14 protein-coding genes and 4 tRNA genes are annotated in these 19,888 nt (G+C 66.5%); 11 read left to right on the top strand and 7 right to left on the bottom strand.

Annotated features, from left to right (window positions below):
• Window positions 1-150: 150 nt before the first annotated feature.
• The 4 genes from Q9R39_RS08965 to Q9R39_RS08980 form a co-directional block, all read right to left on the bottom strand.
• Window positions 151-1,821 (bottom strand): VWA domain-containing protein, encoded by a 1,671-nt coding sequence (locus Q9R39_RS08965; RefSeq protein WP_311277352.1) that lies wholly within the window; start codon window positions 1,819-1,821, stop codon window positions 151-153.
• Between the two features lie 156 nt (window positions 1,822-1,977).
• Window positions 1,978-2,580, bottom strand: coding sequence for a PadR family transcriptional regulator (locus tag Q9R39_RS08970; protein WP_311277353.1), 603 nt, complete (start codon window positions 2,578-2,580; stop codon window positions 1,978-1,980).
• Window positions 2,581-2,610: 30 nt separating this feature from the next.
• A complete protein-coding gene (locus tag Q9R39_RS08975) occupies window positions 2,611-4,113 on the bottom strand; it encodes a hypothetical protein (protein ID WP_311277354.1) in 1,503 nt (500 codons plus the stop codon).
• A gap of 426 nt (window positions 4,114-4,539) precedes the next feature.
• Window positions 4,540-4,615, bottom strand: a tRNA-Lys gene (locus Q9R39_RS08980).
• A gap of 182 nt (window positions 4,616-4,797) precedes the next feature.
• On the opposite strand from Q9R39_RS08980, the gene Q9R39_RS08985 reads away from it, so the two are divergent.
• From Q9R39_RS08985 to Q9R39_RS08995, 3 genes are all read left to right on the top strand, one after another.
• Window positions 4,798-4,870: transfer RNA gene (locus Q9R39_RS08985), tRNA-Glu, on the top strand.
• Between the two features lie 47 nt (window positions 4,871-4,917).
• Window positions 4,918-4,994: transfer RNA gene (locus tag Q9R39_RS08990), tRNA-Asp, on the top strand.
• Window positions 4,995-5,027: 33 nt separating this feature from the next.
• Window positions 5,028-5,104 (top strand) — tRNA-Phe (locus tag Q9R39_RS08995).
• Between the two features lie 795 nt (window positions 5,105-5,899).
• Here Q9R39_RS08995 and Q9R39_RS09000 read toward each other — a convergent pair.
• Both Q9R39_RS09000 and Q9R39_RS09005 read right to left on the bottom strand, forming a co-directional pair.
• Window positions 5,900-7,387, bottom strand: a complete 1,488-nt coding sequence (locus Q9R39_RS09000) for a PE-PPE domain-containing protein (protein ID WP_311277355.1) — start codon at window positions 7,385-7,387, stop codon at window positions 5,900-5,902.
• Window positions 7,388-7,547: 160 nt separating this feature from the next.
• On the bottom strand, window positions 7,548-9,230 hold the full coding sequence (locus Q9R39_RS09005; RefSeq protein WP_311277356.1) for a DUF222 domain-containing protein: 1,683 nt from the start codon (window positions 9,228-9,230) through the stop codon (window positions 7,548-7,550).
• Between the two features lie 530 nt (window positions 9,231-9,760).
• On the opposite strand from Q9R39_RS09005, the gene Q9R39_RS09010 reads away from it, so the two are divergent.
• Window positions 9,761-10,807, top strand: a complete 1,047-nt coding sequence (locus Q9R39_RS09010) for a hypothetical protein (RefSeq protein WP_211538575.1) — start codon at window positions 9,761-9,763, stop codon at window positions 10,805-10,807.
• Window positions 10,804-11,406: a CoA pyrophosphatase gene (locus Q9R39_RS09015; protein WP_065631735.1), complete on the top strand. Its 603-nt coding sequence runs from the start codon at window positions 10,804-10,806 to the stop codon at window positions 11,404-11,406. The genes Q9R39_RS09010 and Q9R39_RS09015 overlap by 4 nt, the downstream gene beginning before the upstream one ends.
• 4 nt (window positions 11,407-11,410) lie before the next feature.
• Here the strand turns inward: Q9R39_RS09015 and Q9R39_RS09020 are convergent, their stop codons facing one another.
• Complete coding sequence (locus Q9R39_RS09020; protein ID WP_311277357.1) at window positions 11,411-14,734, bottom strand: BTAD domain-containing putative transcriptional regulator; 3,324 nt, start codon at window positions 14,732-14,734, stop codon at window positions 11,411-11,413.
• 74 nt (window positions 14,735-14,808) lie between these two features.
• Here Q9R39_RS09020 and Q9R39_RS09025 point away from each other — a divergent pair, with 74 nt between their 5' ends.
• The 6 genes from Q9R39_RS09025 to Q9R39_RS09050 all read left to right on the top strand — a co-directional run bounded on the left by Q9R39_RS09025 (window position 14,809) and on the right by Q9R39_RS09050 (window position 19,885).
• Window positions 14,809-15,504 (top strand): hypothetical protein, encoded by a 696-nt coding sequence (locus Q9R39_RS09025; protein ID WP_311277358.1) that lies wholly within the window; start codon window positions 14,809-14,811, stop codon window positions 15,502-15,504.
• 124 nt (window positions 15,505-15,628) lie between these two features.
• Complete coding sequence (locus Q9R39_RS09030) at window positions 15,629-16,180, top strand: YceI family protein (protein ID WP_065631738.1); 552 nt, start codon at window positions 15,629-15,631, stop codon at window positions 16,178-16,180.
• 259 nt (window positions 16,181-16,439) lie between these two features.
• Window positions 16,440-18,155 carry an adenylate/guanylate cyclase domain-containing protein gene (locus Q9R39_RS09035; RefSeq protein WP_311277359.1) on the top strand — a complete coding sequence of 572 codons (1,716 nt, stop codon included), beginning with the start codon at window positions 16,440-16,442 and terminating at the stop codon, window positions 18,153-18,155.
• A 90-nt stretch (window positions 18,156-18,245) separates the two neighbouring features.
• Window positions 18,246-19,136, top strand: a complete 891-nt coding sequence (locus Q9R39_RS09040) for an oxidoreductase (RefSeq protein WP_311277360.1) — start codon at window positions 18,246-18,248, stop codon at window positions 19,134-19,136.
• Between the two features lie 93 nt (window positions 19,137-19,229).
• Window positions 19,230-19,565 carry a hypothetical protein gene (locus Q9R39_RS09045; protein WP_065631740.1) on the top strand — a complete coding sequence of 112 codons (336 nt, stop codon included), beginning with the start codon at window positions 19,230-19,232 and terminating at the stop codon, window positions 19,563-19,565.
• On the top strand, window positions 19,526-19,885 hold the full coding sequence (locus tag Q9R39_RS09050) for a hypothetical protein (protein WP_249356467.1): 360 nt from the start codon (window positions 19,526-19,528) through the stop codon (window positions 19,883-19,885). The genes Q9R39_RS09045 and Q9R39_RS09050 overlap by 40 nt, the downstream gene beginning before the upstream one ends.
• Window positions 19,886-19,888 lie beyond the last annotated feature (3 nt).

The raw sequence follows: 19,888 nt of genomic DNA on the forward strand, positions 1-19,888 counted from the left end.
CGCCGTCGCGGGCACCGCCAGGACGGTGCCGAGGATGCAGAGGAGGGCTGCGACAGTCGTGATGCGGACGCGGGTCATCAGGGAGCGGAGGCCGTCGAGCATGATGGTATTCCGGTTTCTCTTGCGGGACGAGGGGGCGCGTTGCCTTCTTCAGCAGAAGGCCTTGAGGTTCTGTTTCGAGTTGAAGTCCGTCAAGGTGACCGAACCGCTGTCGGCAGCCTCGGATAGTTGAGCTCCTTCCCATCGAAGCGCCTCGGCGGGAAACTGCTGGGCGAGTTCACCAAGTCTCGCAACGGCTTCGAGGCCACCTGCAGGACCGCGGGAGTTGATCAGAGTCCTGGTTCGGTACAGGTCCGAGACTTTCTGCCATGCGTCGCAGACGTCCTGCTTCGTCGGAGCCGTGTTCTCATCCGACGCGCTTCTGGGTTCCTCGACCGTGACCTGCGCGCCGTCGGGCCGCTTGCAGCGGATGACAGGTTCACCCGCCTCGGTTTCCGCGGCGCCGAGGATGTTGCATCCCCACGAATCGAGTTGCGCGCCGCGATCACCGCGTTGGGTGCGGGGATCGTCGACGTAGCGTTCGACGAGACGGAGGGCGCTCTGGCAATCAACACCTCTGGCGACGACGCGAAGCTTCGGGAAATCGGCTGTGGGCCCGCAGTTGTCGGCCTCGTCCTGGGAAGCCGGTTTCGGCAGGCACGTGCACAGGGTGAGAGTCTTGACGGTACCGCTGGTGACATCGCCGTCGTAGGAAACCTTGAGTGCGATACCGCGGGGTTCATCTGCTGCGAAATATGCTGTGGACGTGGCCTTGTCGTCACGAACCGGCTCGCCGAACAGTTCGACGACGCGACTCATCGGAGTGCCGACCGTCACCCCGTCGACTGTCGTGACCGCCGATCCGAGCGGGCGGATCTCGACCAGGACGCCGTCGGCGAATACCCACTCGCAGTCCCGCCAGCGCACGACTACGCGGTCGCCGTCCACGGTTCCCGTGGACAGCTCCGGGAAGCCTGGCGTCGTGGCTCTGATCTCATCGGCCCGAGACCCCAAGTTCACCCCGGCCAGTCCGGTGTTGGTCAGCTTCGTCGACGCCGAGTCGGCGTCACGGGCGGCGGCGATCCGTGCGGCGAGCTGTTGCGAGTTGTCTGCCGTGATGTACACACCGCCGCCCTCGCGGGCGATGCACTCCAGCTGGGTGTTCGTCGCACGAAAGCCGATGGTGCTGATCGTGACGTCGGGGTAGCGAGCGCGCAGCTGCCGGGCCGTGTCGCAGGGATCGGGCGGACAGTTTGCCTCTCCATCGGAGACCAGAACGACGGACCCTCCGCTGTCGGCCAGCAGCTCGACGCCTTGGGTGAGAGCCTTCGACAGTGGGGTCCATCCCTGGGCCTCGACACCGGCGATGGCTTCGGTTGCTGCCCCCTTGTCGATCGGTGCCAGATCCATGATCGTCGTGACGTCCTGGCAGCCGGCCGCCTGGCGCGTCGTCTTCGCGTTGAGCGTGTTCCCGTAGGCGACGAGTCCGAACGGTGTGCCGTCGGGGAGGCCGGTCGCAAAATCCGTCACGGCGGCGCGTGCAGCGTCGATGCGGGGGCCGGGAGCGTCGGCAGTCAGCATCGACTCTGATCCATCGAGCACGACGACCACCGGGGAAGAATCGGCAGACGCGGTCGTGCTCTCCGACGATGAGCTCGGGCTGCCGTCGCCCGACGTGCTACATGCGGCCACAAGGAGACAGAGGATGGCCAGAGAGCCCAGCCGGGCGGATAGCGTCACCTGCGGATAGTAGGTAGTCGACGGCCTCGCCGGAACCTCCACCGGCCGAGTTCACCCGATCGGGTGACACTCGGTTCTGTTGTGCCGCAGAGGGTCATGTCCGTGCAGAAACACAAACTCGTTTTCGTCATGGGCTTATTACGTACCGGGGCCTCGATGGTCACCCCCCCGGCGAAACGGGTGGCTTCGACCCGCTGCTTATTCGTCGACCTGTGCGACGGTGCGTCGACCCTCGGCGGTGAGGGCGAAGTACTTACGGCGCCGATCTGAGCCCGGACCTGGCTGCGAAGGTGCCACAAGACCCTCAGTGAAGAGGTCGCCCAAGGCACGCGATATCTCGTCAAGGCGAACGTCAGTGCCGTTGTCGGCGATCCGCTTCTTCAACTCTGAAGGTGAGAGAGTTTCATCGACGGCGACGTTGCTCAGAACGAGTGCCCTGATCTGACCGCGACGAGTAAGGCCGCCCGAGATGAACGCGGTTCCGAGCTGTTCCAGACGAACGGTCATGAGCTCGTTGATCGCCCACAAGGCCCCGGCGAGGTATGCCTGTCGTTCCTTTCCGAGCAGAGCTTTCTCCGGGGTATTGATGGCGTGATCGCCGACCTCGAGCTGCTCTCGCGCTCCCGCGACAGCAGCCTGGGCCAGCCGAATGTCGGCCTCCGCTCCAGCGGCGACAAGCCGCCCGAGGTCGTAGACCAAGCCGATCGCAGGCCGCAGGTCAGGTTCCTTGCTTTGGTCTCGAGTGCGTTCTGCGAGGTCGTTCAGAAGCGACACGAGTGAAGCAGCGGCGACTGACGGCATTGACACAACCTAGCACAGGCGCAACTATTGTCAATCATTGTCTTCGGTCCGGCGGACGAGTCGCTCATCGAAGGAGAAGGTCCACAAGCCCGGCTCTCGCCCGGGCGTGCTGTTGTTCTCCGACACGGCCCAGTAGCGATCTGGCTGTTCGGCGTACGGACCGGCGAAAACGGCTTCTGCCCTGCTGACTGCCGTCGCCTGCGATGCGTTGACCGGTGACTGGTCGTCAGCCCAGTGCGCAGGGCCGTTGGCGATAACGACGAAAGCTTGGCTTCGGCGACACAGTGAGGCGGCACTGTCGGTCAGCGAGGCTGTTTTAGGGCTCATGGCGGGAACCAGTAGGAGATTCACTCCGATCGCCGCCAGCTGACTCAAAACTGCGTCGTCCATCCCGTCACGGCAGATCAACACACACAGCGTCCACCGTTCACTGGCGAAGACGCGAACCTCGGTGCCAGACCGTACTTGTTCGATTGCATCGCCGATGTATGCGGGATGCAGCTTGCGAGGCGTGGACACAGAGTGATCCCGGGCGAAATCGGGAGTATGCACTACGAGTCTGCCCTCGTTGGTCATGAACCCTTCGTCGTCAGGGCCGCTTCCGAGACCAGTGCACACCACTGTGGGCCGCGGCTCCCGCGGCTCACGGGCGAGAAGAGCGGTGTGGACCGCCTCGGTGAGCGTGTACTCCGGCATGACAAGAATATCGGCACCACGTCCCGCTGCGCGCAAGCTCAATCTTGCGATTCGGCCAGCCTGGGCCGCAACATCTTTCGGGCCAAAGTTTGCGAAAGTGCGACGCGGCCTATCCTCGAACGCGATATCGAACTCGGTGAGGTCACTGTTGGGTTGACCAACCCCCACTGTCAATCGGCCTGATGCCCCCACGGGGCTCAGCCGATTCCAGCTGTCGAAATCGATGACGTAGGTGTACGGTGCCGCGCCGGCAATCCGTAGGCGCCGCGTTTGTGCCAGATCACGGTCGGGGAGATTGGCCGGCTTTGTGTTGGCGGCATGTGGTCCCAGCCAGCGTCGGGGGTCATGCCGGCATACCGGGTATGGTTCGCCCGGCGACAGGACCACCTCACCACGTGCTCGAAACCAGTGGAGGTACGTATCGCCGGCAAGCTCGTCAAGACACTCGGCCATCCCACGCGCGACCGCGAGCGCGTGCATGCGACGTGTATTCGAGCTCTCTTGGCCGACCGCGTGTCTACCGAACTCACACAGAGCTTTTCGGGATGCGCGAGACATGAAGGACAATGGACGGACGTCGCCCGAGTCCTTGGAGGCCAGCTCACGCAACGTGGGATCGGCGGCAAACATTGCGGCGAGGGCTCCCGCGTGGATCGAAGCGATTGTGTCGAAGGGTTCGCCCGGATCGAGGTTCGCCCACGTATCGGAGCCCGCCGTGTTCTCGCTGCAGTACTTCAACAGTTCGACGGCGACGTTGAGCCACGTCGCGTCGAGGTCGGGCATTGCGAGGATGCGATCGATCGTTGCATCAAACGAATCTGTGTCGTTTGGTGACATTCGTGCGGCCTCCGAATCGGAACCTGGCTGGAACGCTCCGCAATGCCATATCCGGCCATGTTTCCCGGCAGCGAGCTCTGCACAGTGTAGTCAGGTTCGGCGGTTCGGTGTCGCAATTCTGTTGCGCGGCTGTGTTCGTCCGAGCTTCTGGTGTTGCTTGCCAAGTTGCCCCGCCGAAGAGTCACTACAAGAGCCTGGGTGGTCTCAGGGGTCGACTCGATGACGGGCGCAGTGCCGCCACCCGGTCTGCCGATTGGCCCGAGAAGATTCGTAGAAACCGGAGGAAAATCCCGCGCTCAAGAGCTGATGCAGGCCGGTTTCACGACGACACTTTTCGACTCTGAGAACGCCTGGCTCGATCGCCCGCCGTGTCGTCCGCGATGAGAGCGCGGGGAGTATGCAGCGACCCGCAGCGAACAATCGCGATGGTGCCCCCACCAGGGCTCGAACCTGGGACCTGCGGATTAAAAGTCCGTAGCTCTACCAACTGAGCTATAGGGGCAGGGCCCCGGCGAGCCGGGGCGTCGATGAGTTTACAACGTGTGCAGACGGTGCGAACTTGGCCCTCGGTGTGCGTGTCGTCGAACTGGTCGCGATGCTTCGTTTATGGGTCTGACCAGTCGATTTGTGGTTTGCGCGAGACCTGTCATAAGCTATGCGAGCTCCCAACGGAGAACACGACCGGCCCCCTTCGTCTAGCGGCCTAGGACGCCGCCCTTTCAAGGCGGTAGCGCGGGTTCGAATCCCGTAGGGGGTACGCCTGCGCGGCACTCGGCAACGAGGACCGCGCAGATAATTTAACAAGGCCCTGTGGCGCAGTTGGTTAGCGCGCCGCCCTGTCACGGCGGAGGTCGCGGGTTCGAGTCCCGTCAGGGTCGCCAAAGGTTTCGGTTCATCGTCAACCGGTACCTTCCGGCCAGGTAGCTCAGTTGGTACGAGCGTCCGCCTGAAAAGCGGAAGGTCGTCGGTTCGATCCCGACTCTGGCCACCACAACGATCCCCAGCAGTCTGAGACTGCTGGGGATTCTTTATTTGATGGAGACTTGCATGTGGGCTTCGTCTGGAGGAATCGTTCGTTGTGGTCTAGATCGCAACGACGACAACCGATTCCGCCGAACGGACGACGCGTGGCTTGATGCACGATGCCGCTGACATTGGCATGATGGGTCCGGTGAACGCGATACCGGGGGGTACGCCGCGTCTACCCTCACAAAACAGATTCCCGGAACAGCCCGACAACGGGTCGGCACGGCATGCTGCCGATTCCATCCCACCGACATACCGGTACGAGTACAAGGACCCGTACGCGCCCATGTCCGCCGCCAAACAGGTGGCGCTGGGATGCGCGATCTCCCTGGTGCTCATCGCCTTTGCGGTCGCAGCGTTTCTCATCGGGCAGGGGTGAGGGTTTCGATGTAGGTCGCCAAGTGGCTTCGACTCGGCTCCTCGCCTAGCGGCTCGGTGCCGGCTCAACCAGCAGTGTGAGGGGCGGCTCGGTGCCGGCTCAACCAGCAGTGTGAGGGGCGGCTCGGTGCCGGCTCAACCAGCAGTGGGGTCGGTGTCGGCTCAACCAGCAGTGGGGTCTAACCAGCGATGGGCGGGCGTAGGCTCAGCCAGCGTGGTGTGCAGGCTCGGCCAACGGAGGGCGGCGCTGAGCCGAGGGGGTGATGCTCGGCCCAGCGCCGGACTTGTCGGCGGCTCCACCGAGGGGCGGGGGAGTCGACGCGACCGCGGAGTGGCTCGGCTGGGTATCTGAATACTGCTGTTGTAGAGCAATTTTCAGCTGTCAGGCTGCCGCACCGGACTCCCCGTCACTTGAGTCGGACGAGGTGCTCGTGTCGTCGGCAGTGTCCGCTTCAGGCCCGTCCGATGAATCCGCGTCGGTCGTCGACGCGTCGGCGTCAACGCTCGAGTAGGCGGGCTCGGATTCGGCAGGTTCAACGCTGGTGGGGTCGGGGTCGGCCGAATGCCGTCCGCTGCCGGTGAGCCGGTGTCGTCCGCCCTCGGTCGGGGTCGATTCAGTCGTTGCTTCCGAGTCGACGACCTCGGGGGCGCGATGGCGTCCTCCCGATGGCACCTCGCCGTCGGGCTCGAACGCGTCCACACTCGGAACTGATAGCGGCTCGACGAGATCATCGGCTGGATCCCCGAGGCGGGCGGTGACCGGGACGTCCTCTGAGGGCGAGGATTCCACCGGCACCGCGGCGTTCGAGGCGGTCGGTGTGACCAGAGGATAGAAGGCGTTGTTGACCGCGTCCCATCGCTCGAGATCGTCCTCACTCGGCTCGATACCCACCGCGTCGTTGAGGATCATCGCGACCAGCGTGAGCGGGTGGTGTTTCGGCTGATAGACGACGTACGTCGTATTGCCGTCGCGGCTTTTCATCGTCGTCGGCGCTGTGGTGTAGTCGATGAGGTTGCCGTAGTTCTCTTCGCCCAGGCCCGAATGGATCGCGATGAAGCCGGCCGCGTTGACGAGCAGCGAACTCACCGGCCGGAGCGTTCGCCACTGGAAGTTGGCAACCGGATCGCCGACCACGATGACGGAAACCACGGGGAGATCGTCGCCGGTGTCGCCGGGATCGCGCGCTCCGTTGCTCTCGGCGCCGAATAGTTCGAACACTGAACCGACGACGTTGTTGTCGGCCCACGCCTTCAGACCCCACGGGCTCCGCGGATCGGAGATGAGCAGGATCGTCGAGTTGTCGACGTCGATCCCGTTGGGCTGACCGACCGCGATCTCCGCAGCATTGCCCAGGGCTTCGGCGCCTTGCGAGTAACCGGTGTAAACGATGTACGGCTGCCCCTCGGTCTGCTGCGCGAACGCCCGCATGACTGTGAGGTTGTTTTCGACGGCGACATCCCGAGAAGCGTCGTAACTCGGGGCGAAGATCGGCAGGATCGCACCGGACCGGCCCGAGACAATCGGGCCGAGCGCTTCGGGATACTCGATCACCAAGATCTGACGGCCGGCACGCAGACCCTTGATACGTGGGAACAAGGTTCCGTCGTCGGTTCCCGGCGTCACCACCACGATCGTGTTCCCGTCGACATGCGGGAACGTCGTCGACAGCCAGTCCGGACCGAGCCCGTCGTCGGGTTCCGCGGGGCGGAACACGCCGTCGTCGTTCAGTTCCTCGATGGTGGCCAGGGTCTCGGCCGAAATCACCGGCGCGGCCGACGCGGTTGTGGGCAGTGCAGTCGGTACGACCATGCCGAGGCACAGCGCGCAACCCACCGTGGACGCGCGCAGCGTCCGTCGAAATCCGTTCATGTCTTCCCGCCCTTGCCCCCGCCGCCGACCTGATCACCGGCCATTGGCATGTTTGATTCGATCTCTACGATCGTGAAACCAGGTCAATTGTTCGCAGCCGCAAGGAAAAAGGACAAGTTACCGGCGAGTTTTCACCCGATCAGGGGAACGCTTGTGTTTGTCAGAACGGGGGTGGGTCGATGCGGTCGAGTTCTTCGCGGGCTCGTTGGTTTCGGGCGCGTTCTTGTCGCCGGCGGGCGAGTTTGGCGTCCAGTCGGCTGTGTGTGCGCTCCGGGTTGTCGGAGGCGATGACCCGTGGGGTGGGTGGGGCTTGGGCGGCTTGTTCGAACCGGATCCGCCGAAGGTTCGGAAAGGTGTCTTCGAGGGTTTCGGCGTCGCCGGGCAGGGTGACCCCTTCGGGGGTCTCGTATTCGGTGACCAGGCGTCCGTCGTCGTCGCGGTACTGCACATCGACCCAGTCCCCGTGGGTTTTGAACAGGTGACCGGGACGGCATTTGGCGTTGAGGTTCTCACTCGACGTCGCTCCACCGCGGGCGGGGTCGGTGTGGTCGTACTCGGTGACATGGTCGAGATCGCACGCGAACGCTGAACGCGTGCAGCCGGGTTCGGTGCAATATCCGTCCCGCACCCGCACGAAATCAGCACACGACGCGGTCGGCCGATACCCGTTGCCGGGATGGGTGGCCGGGTAGACCACCGCGACGCCCGAGGCGAGGCCACCGGTCCCGCCGACATCACCGGGTTCGGCTGCGTCGACATCAGTGCCGCCGTGGACAGTCGACTCGACTGTGTCAGCCGGCGCGGAGCGATGGGCAGTTCGCTGCGCTTCATCGTCGTTGGTGCTGGGGGCGACGTAGGTGGGTTGGGTGCGGGCGGGGGTGACCGGGGACAGGGTGGCGTCGGGGCGGGCGGCGAGGTCACGGACGTGTTCGTCGCTGATGATGCCGTGTTCATCGAGAAACCCCACCCCGGGCGCCCCGGCCAGGGTCGCGGCATCGGTGACCACATGGATCACGATCTCGGCGCGGACCGCGTCGAGGACGCTTTGCGGGTCTGGGATGTCGGCAGTGCACGGCTGTTCATCGTCGCACTGGCAGTCGAAGCTGGTGCGGGTCAACAGCGCGAACATCGCATCGGATCGTCGTATCCCCTGGGTGCGGCCATCCCGCTTACAGACCGTGTCGGCGAGGATGGCGACGGCTTTGGCCGAGATCCGCACGTTTTCCGCCGACATCACGGCGGTGAGTTCGGCGGTGCCGTCGGGCAGTTCGTGGGTCCACACCCCACGTTGATCCATCGCGTCTTGGCGGCGTTGGCGTACCGCGTCGGGGTCGTGGCGAAAGACGAGGCGGTCGACCATGTCCCGCAGGCGGGCCCGATCCCACACACCTGTTCGGCGACGCACAGTGTCGGCGATCTCGGCATCCAACGCGGGGGTGATGGGGTCGTCGGTGGGGATCAGTTCGGTGCGGGAGATGATCAGCCGGATCTGCCACTGCGACAGGACCCCGTCACGCAGGGTGTCAGCTACCTCGGGGAGCCGGTCGCGCAGCGCGATCGCCTCATCGATCAGGGTTTCGGCGTGGCGGCGGGACACCCCGGCTTGGCGGGCGATGCGGGCGGCGCAGTCGGCGTGGCCGTCCATCACGAACCCGGACGCGCTGGTGGTGATCAGGCGGTCGGTCATCGCCGCGATCGTCTGATACTGGTGCCAGGCGAGGTAGGACTCGCCGCGCCGGGTGGCGTCGAGGCCGGCCATCAACGACACCATGTCGGTCTCGGCGACGTGGGCAGGATCGACCCCGGCGACGAACTCGCCCGGTAGATCGGTCCACGCCTTCACAACGCCCCCCCGACGCCTGTCCACTCACCCGCTGCGACCAGGTGATCCGTTGAAAAACAATGTAAACCCGGCCACCGACAATTCCGGATGAGTCTCCACAGGAGTGACATCGTTGTCGACGAAATGTTCTCTGGGCGTTGCGGTGTGGTGCCGTCCGGGTTGGCGGCGGATGAGATCGTCGGGTCGCCAGGTGGTTTCGACACGGCGACTCGCCTGGCGGCTCGTTGCCGGCTCAACCAGCGGGGGGCGCCGGGTCAACCAGCGGTGGGGGAGCAGGCTCAACGAGCGGTGGGGGCGCCGGCTCAACGAGCGGAGGGAAGGGGTGGTCGCCAGGTGGCTTCGACACGGCGACTCGCCTAACGGCTCGTTGCCGGCTCAACCAGCGGAGTGGGGCGCCGGCTCAGCCAGCGGAGGGGGAGCCGGCTCAACCAGCGGAGGGGTGCCGGCTCGACCAGCGGCAACGGCCCAATCGTGCCGCTTCCGTTCGTCGGACCGGCCATACTCATTTGATGAGAACTCGCACGACCAGGGTGGTCGTCCGCAGCGTGTACGGTACCGCCGCCGTCGAGTGGTTCTTGATCCTCGCGATCGCGACGATCATCGTCACGCGCCTGTATCTGCACCTCACCGGGTATCCGCAGGTCGGAAGCGGAACACTGCACATCGCGCACGCGCTGTGGGGTGGCGCGCTGATGATGCTGGCGCTCATCACCGGATGGCTGTTCCTCGGGGCGACGGCGCGGATCATCGCGATCGTGCTGGGCGGTATAGGTTTCGGGTTGTTTCTCGACGAGGTCGGCAAGTTCGTCACCCGCTCCAACGACTACTTCTACGGGCCGTCGGCGGAGATCATGTACGTGCTCGTCGTGATGATCCTGTTGATCAGCCGCGTCGTTCGGGATGTCAAGCGGCCCACCGGCGCCGAGGCGCTCGCCAATGCGGCGGTCATCGCGGCCGACGGTGTCGCGCACGGGCTTCCGGAACGTCGTCGACGGCAGGCCGAAGAGTTTCTCGTGGTGGCCGAGGGCAAGGGGCTCGACGCCGAGACGATCGGTCACATCCGAGCGCTCCTCGAATCGAGCGAGGGTACGCCGGACCGGTTGATGCGACTCCGCGACCGGGCGGTCGCCCTGATCCCGGACTTCTTCCGCAGTCCCCGATGGATTCCGGTCGTCGGGTGGGGGTTGGTCATCGCGTCCGCACTCACCGTCATCGTCGGCGTGCTGAGCTTCTACTTCTCCGGAGACCGCAGCGAAGAACTCGACATCTACATCGAACTCACCGGCAGCACGCCCGCCACCTGGATTCTGTTGATCAGCGGGATCGCGACACTCGCCCTGGCGCTTCCGGCGATGGTCGCGCGCCGGCGCGGTGTGGAGCCGGCCGGGCCGCTACGAGGGCTGCGTATCGCCGCCCTGGTGTTCATGCTGTCGAACGCTCTCGTCGACTTCGCGCTCGAGGGCTTCGGTGCCCTGTACAACCTCGCCCTGGGCTTGTTCGCCCTCAGCATCGTGAGTTTCCACCTCGCGCAGGCGTCCGTCGCGTCGGACGGCAGTCGTGATCAACTGAGGGTGTGACTCATCTCGATCGGACTGTGGCTGCCGCGCGTGTCGAGGGCTTCGACCGGCGGACCGCGGACGTCCCGGGCGCACGGGCCGCCTCGGTCGTCCTTGCGGTAGCGGAGAAGGACGGCCGTCAGGGGATCTGGCTGTGCAAGCGTCCCACGACGATGCGACGCCACGCCGCCCAGTTCGCACTCCCCGGTGGCCGGCTCGACCCCGGTGAGGACCATGTCACGGCCGGCCTACGCGAACTCGACGAAGAACTCGGCATCCAGCTGCCGCCGAGCTCGGTGCTCGGGGCGCTCGACGACTATCCGACGCGCTCGGGTTTCGTGATCACCCCGATCGTCTGCTGGGCCGAGGAATACCAGGAGCCGACGCCCAATCCCGACGAGGTGGCGCTGCTGTTCTTCGTCACCTTTGAGGAACTTCTCGTCGAACCGCGGTTCCTCACGATCCCGCAGTCGGATCTCCCGGTCATCCAGTTGCCCATCGTCGGCTCCCTCGTCCACGCCCCGACCGCCGCGGTGATCTACCAGTTCGCCGAGGTGGTCCTGCGGAACCGGCAGACACGGGTCGACGGCTTCGAGCAGCCGGTCTTCGCCTGGAAATAGCCGCTCAGCCGGTGACGAGTCGCTGCTCGGCCCGACGCACGTAGGGCCGGGCTCCCGTGTCGCGGGCCACCCGGACGGCATCCTGCAGGTCGGCGGTTCCATCCAGCCCGACGACCTCGCGCGCGGTTCCGCGGTACAGCGTCGCGGGTCCCAGACACACGAGTCCGGGCCATTGCACCACCAGGCCCGACGACCAGTCGGCGGTGAACGGCTCGATGCGGCGGCAGATCTCACCAGCGGCGTCGCGGTGACGGGAATCGCGTGAGACCGCGTAGAGCGTCTCGATGAGCAGTGGAACGCGCGCCACCACGCGCGAACCGGCCCACTGGTCGGCGTCCGCGGTCAGCTCCGTCGCGAGTTCGAGGGCACGGTCGAGGTCGCCGCTCTCGGCGGCGCCCAGTGCGATCACCAGGGTGAAATCCTCGTCCACCTCTTCCGCGAGCGCATCGAACGGCGGTAACGCCGAGGCGAGCTCGCCGCGGTGCCACGCGGCGATCGACGCGCTGGTCGCCATCGACGACTCGGCGAGAAGTCGTGCACGGTCGGACAGCCCGCCGACCGTCGCAGCGAACCTCGCGGTCAGTGCCGTGCTGGTGTCGTAGTCGCCACGTAACAGCGCGATCATCACCTGCCACCACAACTGCATCGTCTCCACATCGGTACCGCCGATACGTTCGGCGAGCCGGGTGAACTCGGTGGACAGGCGTCGCGCCAGACGCAGATCAGCCGCCTCCACCGCGCAGACACGTTGCAGATGCAGCGCGGTGGCGCGTTTGTGGAGGTCGCCGGCCGACAGTTCGTACAGCTCCCGGGCGATCTTGCGTCGATCCGCCAGACGGTCGGGAACCCACCGGACGAGGAACTCGGCGAGGTCGATCTCGAAATCCACGGCACCGCTGTCGTGGACGACACGTGCGGCACCGAGATGGTCGTCGGCGCCCGGCAAGCCGAGGACGGTCAACCGGGCTGCCTCCGATGCGTGAAGGCGCGCAACCACTTCGGGGTCCAAGGCCTCGCCGTGCGTCAGTGCCTCGCGGGCGAGAGCGGCATGGTCGGTCTGGACGACGCCGTAACCGGACCAGTATCCCGCGACCCCGTTCGGTGCCGACAGCAGTGCGGTCTCGGCGAGCGCGGGCCAATCCCGCGTCAGCCGACTCACCGTCGCCGCCGATTCGAAAGAGTCCGCAGCCGAATCGAACTCCCCGATGCGCAGCGCGGCGGTGCCGGCGATCCGGCGCAATTCGACGGTCGAGTCGGGGTCGAGTCCGGGCAGACCGAGCCCACGTCGTGCCAGGTCGAGCGCACGATGATCGGCCGTTGCCGAGAGTGCGCGGTGAGCCGCCCCGATGCATGTGCGAGCGGCGACGGCGGTCGAGTCCTCGTCGACGGCGCACTCGACGCGGTGCACGGCCAGTGACTCGAGATCGTCGGGACGCACCGCTTCGAACGCAGCGGCGAGCCGCGCGTGCGCCTCGATCCGTTGCTCGCGCGAGAGGTGGTCGGCGAGACCCTTCGTGACGCTCGCAAGCTCGCTCCTCAGGGGGCTGGTGGTGACGCTCGCAAGCTCGCTCCTCAGGGGGCTGGTGGTGACGCTCGCAAGCTCGCTCCTCAGGGGGCTGGTGGTGACGCTCGCAAGCTCGCTCCTCAGGGGGCTGGTGGTGACGCTCGCAAGCTCGCTCCTCAGGGGGCTGATGAGCCCGCTGCGGACTGCCTCGTCGGCCACGCCCTGACCGAGGGTGCGGGCCACCTCGGTGAACACATCGTCGGGGAGATCGCCGCCTGCGATCGTCACGGCCGTGACCAGCGCACGAGCGGCAGGGGAGAGATCGTCGAACCGCGTCGAGTACATCGATCGGGCGGGATGGTCCCGGTCCGGCGGCGCCCCGGTTCTGGCGATGGTGCACAGTTGTTGCGCCACAGCAGGATTGCCGAATGACTGCGCGACCAGCGCGTCAGCGTCGACCCGGCCCGTGTCACCGAGCTGCTCGAGACGCCGAACGATCAGCGCGCGCATGTCGTCGGAGCCGAGTTCGGTCAGACGCACCTCGGCGACCGGCCCGTGCCGGTTCAGTGTCGACCGGAGGATCTCGACGGGCTCGGCGTCGGGGTCGCGGCAGGTGACCAGGACCGTCATCGGTGCCTGTCCGATACCTGCAAGCACGCGTCCCAGCACAAGAGCCGAGTCGGCGTCGAGCCACTGGGCGTCGTCGACGAGTAACACCGACCGCCCGTGCTCGGCGACGTCGGACCAGATGCGGGCGGTGAGGTCGGCGACGATTCGCGCCGTCGGGACGGAGACCGGGGACTCGCCGAAGAGTTCTTCGAGGCCGCCGAACGTCGGTCCGGGCGGGCCGGGTCGGCCGATGAAGCGGCGGGCCACGGCACTGTGCCGTGCGATGAGGTGCTCGACCAGCGCGGTCTTCCCGATGCCCGACGGGCCGATGAGGACCACACCCGCGGGACGGTCCGCGCCGGTTTGCCAGACCTGTTCGAGCACTGCGTGTTCGGCGACTCGGCCGATGAGTTCGCGTACCGGCTGCGGCGTGGCGGAGGTGGCGGAGAGCGGCGAGACCGCGGGAGACGGGTCGAGCAGGTCGTCTTCCAGCGCGATCGTGTCGGGATGCGGATCGAGACCCAGGTCGTCACGGAGGGCCTGCCGGAGTCGGCGCAGTACGCCGAGGGCGTCGACCGTGCGTCCGTCGTCGTGCAGCGCACGAGCGAGGGTCCGCGCGGCGCCCTCGCGGTAGGGGTCCCGTTGACAGAGCGGCGTCAGCAACGCGACCGAGCGACGGTACTCGCCGACCGTGCGCAGCGCGTCGGCTGCGGTCTCGGTGAACTCGGCACGTATCTCCGCGAGCCGGACGAGTTCGGGTGCGATGTCGGCGATGTCGGCGATCTCCGGAAGCGGTTCGCCCCGCCATAGTTCGAGCGCTCGGCACAACACCTCTGCGCCGGCCCGGGGGTCGGACCGGACGAGCTGCAATCCCTCCTGGCCGAACTGGTCCAGCAGATCGAGGTCGGTGACTGCGCCGTCGCAGTGCAGTAGGTATCCCGCGGGGACGGTGTCGATGCGGACGACGCCGGTCGGGGCGAGCGAGCGTCGAAGCCGGGACACGTATCCGTGCAGAGTGCTCGCCGCCGACGCCGGTGGACGACCACGCCACAGGAGCTCGGTCACCCGCTCAGGGGAGCACGCGGTCCGTTCCGCGGCGAGGATGGCAAGCAACTCGGCGTGCTTGCGGGCTGTCATCGGGATCGGCGACCCGTCGGCAGCGGTGACCGACAGTGGACCCAGGACCCGGATCGCCAGATGTGGTTCAGAAGCCAACTCACGCGCCGTTCGTCGGGTCGCACCAGTCGCGCACAAGGCTAACACCAGCGCGGGTTGTCAGCGTTGTCGTCATGACAACCACTGCACACACCCAGAACCAGAACCACGACGCGTCGGATGGCGACACACCCGGCCCGTTTCGCAGCCCGAGCTGGCCGGTCCTACGCCGTCTCAGCGGCGGAGCCCTGACCCTCGGCGGAGTCGCCTGCATCGCCGGCGGGACGTTGCATCCCATCGTCGACGGCGAGGCCCACTCCGTGGAGGCGCTGCAAGCGGTGGGCTCACCGTGGGCGCAGATCCTGCTCGCCGTCGGCACGACGCTGCTGCTGCTCGGCCTGCCCGGGATGTACGCGTGGCTGGCACCCCGGATCGGGATCGCCGGGCTGATCGGCCTCGTCGCCTACGCGGTCGGCAATCTCGTCACCGCGACCGGGCACCTCATCGTCGAGCTGTTCGTCGCGTACCCGTTCGCGCATGACCCGGACAAGGCCGCGCTCATCGCCGCCGACGACTCGATGCTGGGTACCACCGCTTTCGAGCTGCTCAACACGGTCGGCGGGCTCGTGATGCTGGTCGGTATGGGGATGTTCGGCGCCAGCCTCATCCGCAACCGGGCGGTCCCGCTCTGGATCGGCATCCTCACCGTCGTCGGCATGGTCGGTTTCATGCTGCCGATTCCCGCGGTCGCCGGAATCTCGGGATTCATCTACGAGGCGCCGCGTGGAATCGCCATCGCCGCGATCGGAGCACTGATAGTTCGACGGTGATGTAGATCACAACGCCGGTGGGATGAAATCGGACCGCGGTCCGGTTGGTGTCTGGTGATGGGTCGCGAAGGCCCACCAGCCATCGATCGAGACCCGAACCGAAAATTTCTGGAAGGACCACGACATGACCTCCGCCACCACCGTCAAGGCACCCATCCCCGCCGGCACCTGGACCATCGACACCGTGCACTCCGCGGTGAACTTCTCCGTGAAGCACCTCATGGTCAGCAAGGTCCGCGGCAGCTTCGACACCTTCTCCGGCACCATCACCGTCGACGAGAACGGCACCCCCGCCGTCCAGGCCGAGATCGACGTCACCTCGATCAACACCCGCAACGAGCAGCGCGACGGCCACATCAAGTCCGCTGACTTCTTCGACGCCGAGAAGTACCCGAAGGCCACCTTCGTCTCCACCGGCGTCCGCCAGAACGGCGACGACTACCTCCTCGACGGCGACTTCACCCTCAAGGGCGTCACCAAGCCCGTCACGCTCGAACTCGAGTTCGAGGGCACCAACCCCGGCATGGGCCAGGGCGCCGTCGCCGGCTTCGAGGCGAAGGTCGTCATCAACCGCAAGGACTTCGGCATCGACATCGAGATGCCGCTCGAGGGCGGTGGCGTCGTCGTCGGCGACAAGATCACCATCACGCTCGAGATCGAGGCCCTCCAGGCCTGATCCGCACGATCCCCGATGGGCCGGCACCGTGAGGTGCCGGTCCATTTGTGGTTGCGGACACGCCGCGTGGCCGCTTCGCGTCCGCGTGGCGGCTCAACCAGCGGGGGATGGCCGCGTGGCCGCTTCGCGTCCGCGTGGCGGCTCAACCAGCGGGGGATGGCCGCGTGGCCGCTTCGCGTCCGCGTGGCGGCTCAACCAGCGGGATGGTCGGCTCTCCCTTGGGTAGGCTTCGGGGAACGCCGTCAGGCAGGAGAAGCCGATGGGACGACCACGCCGGACCCGTCGTGGTGTGCCGTGGACACGTCTGCGCCGACGCACCGCGGGTTTCTTGTGGGGCACCTCGACGGTTCCGAGCCCCCGGGGATGGGCCCGGATCGGCCCGCCCACGCGCAGCAAGATCGCCCTGCACGCCACCGTCACCGCGATGACCGCCGTGATCGCCAGCAATACGGTGATCGGCGTCGAGACCTTCTTGCTCGTCCAACTCGCCTTCAACGGCGGCCAACTCACCTTCGACGAGACGCTGGGCGCGCCGAATTTTCCCGTGGTCGTGGGTGCGATCATCGTCGGCATCCTCACGAATCTGCTGCTGGGGATGCTGGCGGTCCGGCCCCAGCTGCGCTGGTTCATCAGCTGCCAACCCGCCGACCATGCCCGTCGACGCGCCGTACAGCGGATACCGATCGTGCAGCTCGGAGTCACGGTCGTCTCGTGGAGCGCGGCGGCGCTGTTCTACGTGTTCATCGCCGAAGAGCTCACGACCGCGACCGTGGCGGGCGTCGCGGTGGCCTTCGCGCTGGCCGGTATGTCGAGTGCCTGTCTCACCTATCTGTTCGCCGAACGCGCCGCCCGCCCCCTGGCCGTCGTCGTCCTCGAGGACTTCCCCACGAACCACGTCATGAACGGTGTGCGCGTGCGGATGCTGGCCGTGTGGGCGGTGAGCTCGGCGGTACCGATGGTCGGTTTGTTGACGGTGAACGCGGGGCGCTGGACCGGTCTGCTGCCCGATGTCTACGGCGCGGTCGACTGGACGACCGTGATCCTCTGCCTGGTGGGCCTCGCATCCGGAGCCCGTGTCATCGCGCTTGTGGGGCAGGCGATCACCGATCCGTTGACGGAGATGCGCCGGGCGGTGCACCGCGTGGACCACGGTGACTACAAGGCTCGCGTGCCCGTGTACGACTCCTCGGAACTCGGTGTGCTGCAACACGGTTTCAACAGGATGGTCGAAGGTCTCGCCGAACGGGACCGCATGCGTGAGATATTCGCGCGACACGTCGGCGACACCGTGGCCGAGCTCGCGATCTCCGACGGTGTCGGCATGCACGGCACCAACACTCGCGTCGGTGTCCTGTTCGTCGACATCGTCGGCTCGACCGGGCTGGCGCAGCAGCGTAGTCCCGACGACACCGCCGCCCTGCTCAATGCCTTCTTCAGCATCGTCGCCGACGTCGTCGATCAACATTCCGGGTTCGTCAACAAATTCGAGGGCGACGCCGCGCTCGCCGTCTTCGGTGCGCCCGTCGAGATCGACGACCCGGCCGGCGCCGCACTCGGAGCCGCTCGGGATCTCGCCGACCGTCTCGCCAGCAGCCTCGACATCCGTTGGGGGATCGGCGTTTCCTACGGCGAGGCGTTCGCCGGCAACATCGGCGCCGAGCGACGCTATGAGTACACCGTCATCGGCGACCCGGTCAACGAGTGCGCGCGGCTGTCCGACATGGCCAAGACCGGACGCATCCCGGCTCTGGCCAGCGGCGCTGCCGTCGAGGCCGCCGGCGAGGAAGCGCAGGAGTGGAAGCTGCTCGGCACACGGATCATGCGCGGCCGTTCCGAGCCCACCGCCTTCCATGCGCCGATCGAACTCGTCGAGCGGTTGGGGACGTCGACCAACCTCATCGCGGAATTGCTACGGCCCGCACGTCGCATCGTCGGCGCCAACCCGTTGCGGCTGACCACATTCTTCGGCGGGTGACTCGTTGACGCCTTCCGGGTGTGTCAATAGCGTGGGTCGCACGAGCCCGGCGTCGGTGCCGGGCGAGACAACGCATCCCAGGGGGTCGCGATGAGTGGTTGGACGACAGCGGACGTGACGGACCAGACGGGCCGGACGTTCGTGGTGACCGGCGCCAACAGCGGTCTCGGGTATCAGACCGCGAAGGTGCTCGTCCGCGCCGGTGCCGAGGTGGTGCTGGCGTGCCGGAACACCGCCAAGGCCGATGCCGTGGCGTCGGAGCTGGGGCCGAAGGCGACCGTCGCCAAACTGGACCTCGCCGACCTCGAATCCGTGCGAGCCTTCGCCGCCGGGGTGACCGGCGCCGACGTGCTGATCAACAACGCGGGACTGATGGCGGTCCCGTTTCGACGCACCACCGACGGTTTCGAGATGCAGATCGGCACCAATCATCTCGGGCATTTCGCTCTCACGGCGCTGCTGCTGCCGAAGATCACCGAACGGGTGGTCACCGTGTCGTCGACGATGCACCAGATCGGCGACATCCAACTCGACGACCTGAACTGGGAACAGCGCCGCTACCGGCGCTGGCGGGCCTACGGCGACTCCAAGATGGCCAACCTGATGTTCGGCAAGGAGCTCGCCGCACGGCTGGCGGCGGCCGGGTCGTCGAAGAAGTCGTTGATCGCCCATCCGGGTTACGCCTCAACGGAATTGCAGGGCAGAAGCGAGAACTTCTTCGACTTCTTCGCGAAGCTGGGCAACAAGCTGCCGATCGCCCAGCCGGCGGCCGACGGGGCGCTGCCCCAGCTGTACGCGGCGACCCTGCCGGATGCGAAATCCGGGACGTTCTACGGGCCGACGCAGTTCTTCGGGATGCGCGGCGCCCCCGGACGCAGCGGTTACAAGAAGGCCGCCGACGACGTCGAGTTCCGGACCGCGCTCTGGGAGGAATCGGAGCGGCTCACGGGGGAGAAGTTCGACGTCGGGGCCGTCGGCTGAGAGCCGAGTCACCGCCTCGTCCGTTCCCATGATCGGACGAATGATGTTCGAGATAGAGAACTTCGGACGCTTGCGTGCCTTAGATTTCTCGGCATGACTCTCTCGAAACGTTCCTTGCGCATCGTCCTGGCCGGAGCGTCATGCGTTGCCGGCGCGACCTTCTCCACCGTCGCGGCCCCGTCGGCATCGGCCGAACCCACCGGTTGCGTCGCCGGGGCGGCCGTCGTCGTCGCCGCGTCCTACTGCAGTGGTGGTACGGGGGAGCATCGGGTGCAGGCTGCATGTCTGGACTCGACCATGGTCGCGACACTCACCAACGCAAACGGCCCCTGGCGCGCACCGGGGCAGCTGTCGGTCGTGACCATCGGCGCTCAGACGAACGTCGGGAAGTGCATACTCCCCGTCATCGCGATCACGGGCGTGCGGTGATCCTGGCGCGCACCCTGGTTGCCGGCGCCCTGTGCGTCGGCAGTGCTGCGTTGTCGGCGGTGTCCGCGTCCTCGGCATCGGCCGAACCCACCGGTTGCGTGGCGGGGTCGGCGATCGTCGTCTCGGCGTCGTACTGCAGTGGTGGCACCGGTGAGCACCGGGTGGAGGCGGGCTGCATCGTTCCGGCGCTCTACGCCACGACCTTCGAAGCGTATGGGCCCTGGAGAAGCCCGGGGCAACTGTCGGTCGTGACCACCGGAGCGCCGACGAGAGCGGGGGAGTGCATTCTCCCCATCCAGGTCTTCGTCGGGGTGCGCTGAACC

It is taken from the genome of Gordonia sp. AC31 (assembly GCF_031844505.1).
GTDB lineage: Bacteria > Actinomycetota > Actinomycetes > Mycobacteriales > Mycobacteriaceae > Gordonia > Gordonia hongkongensis.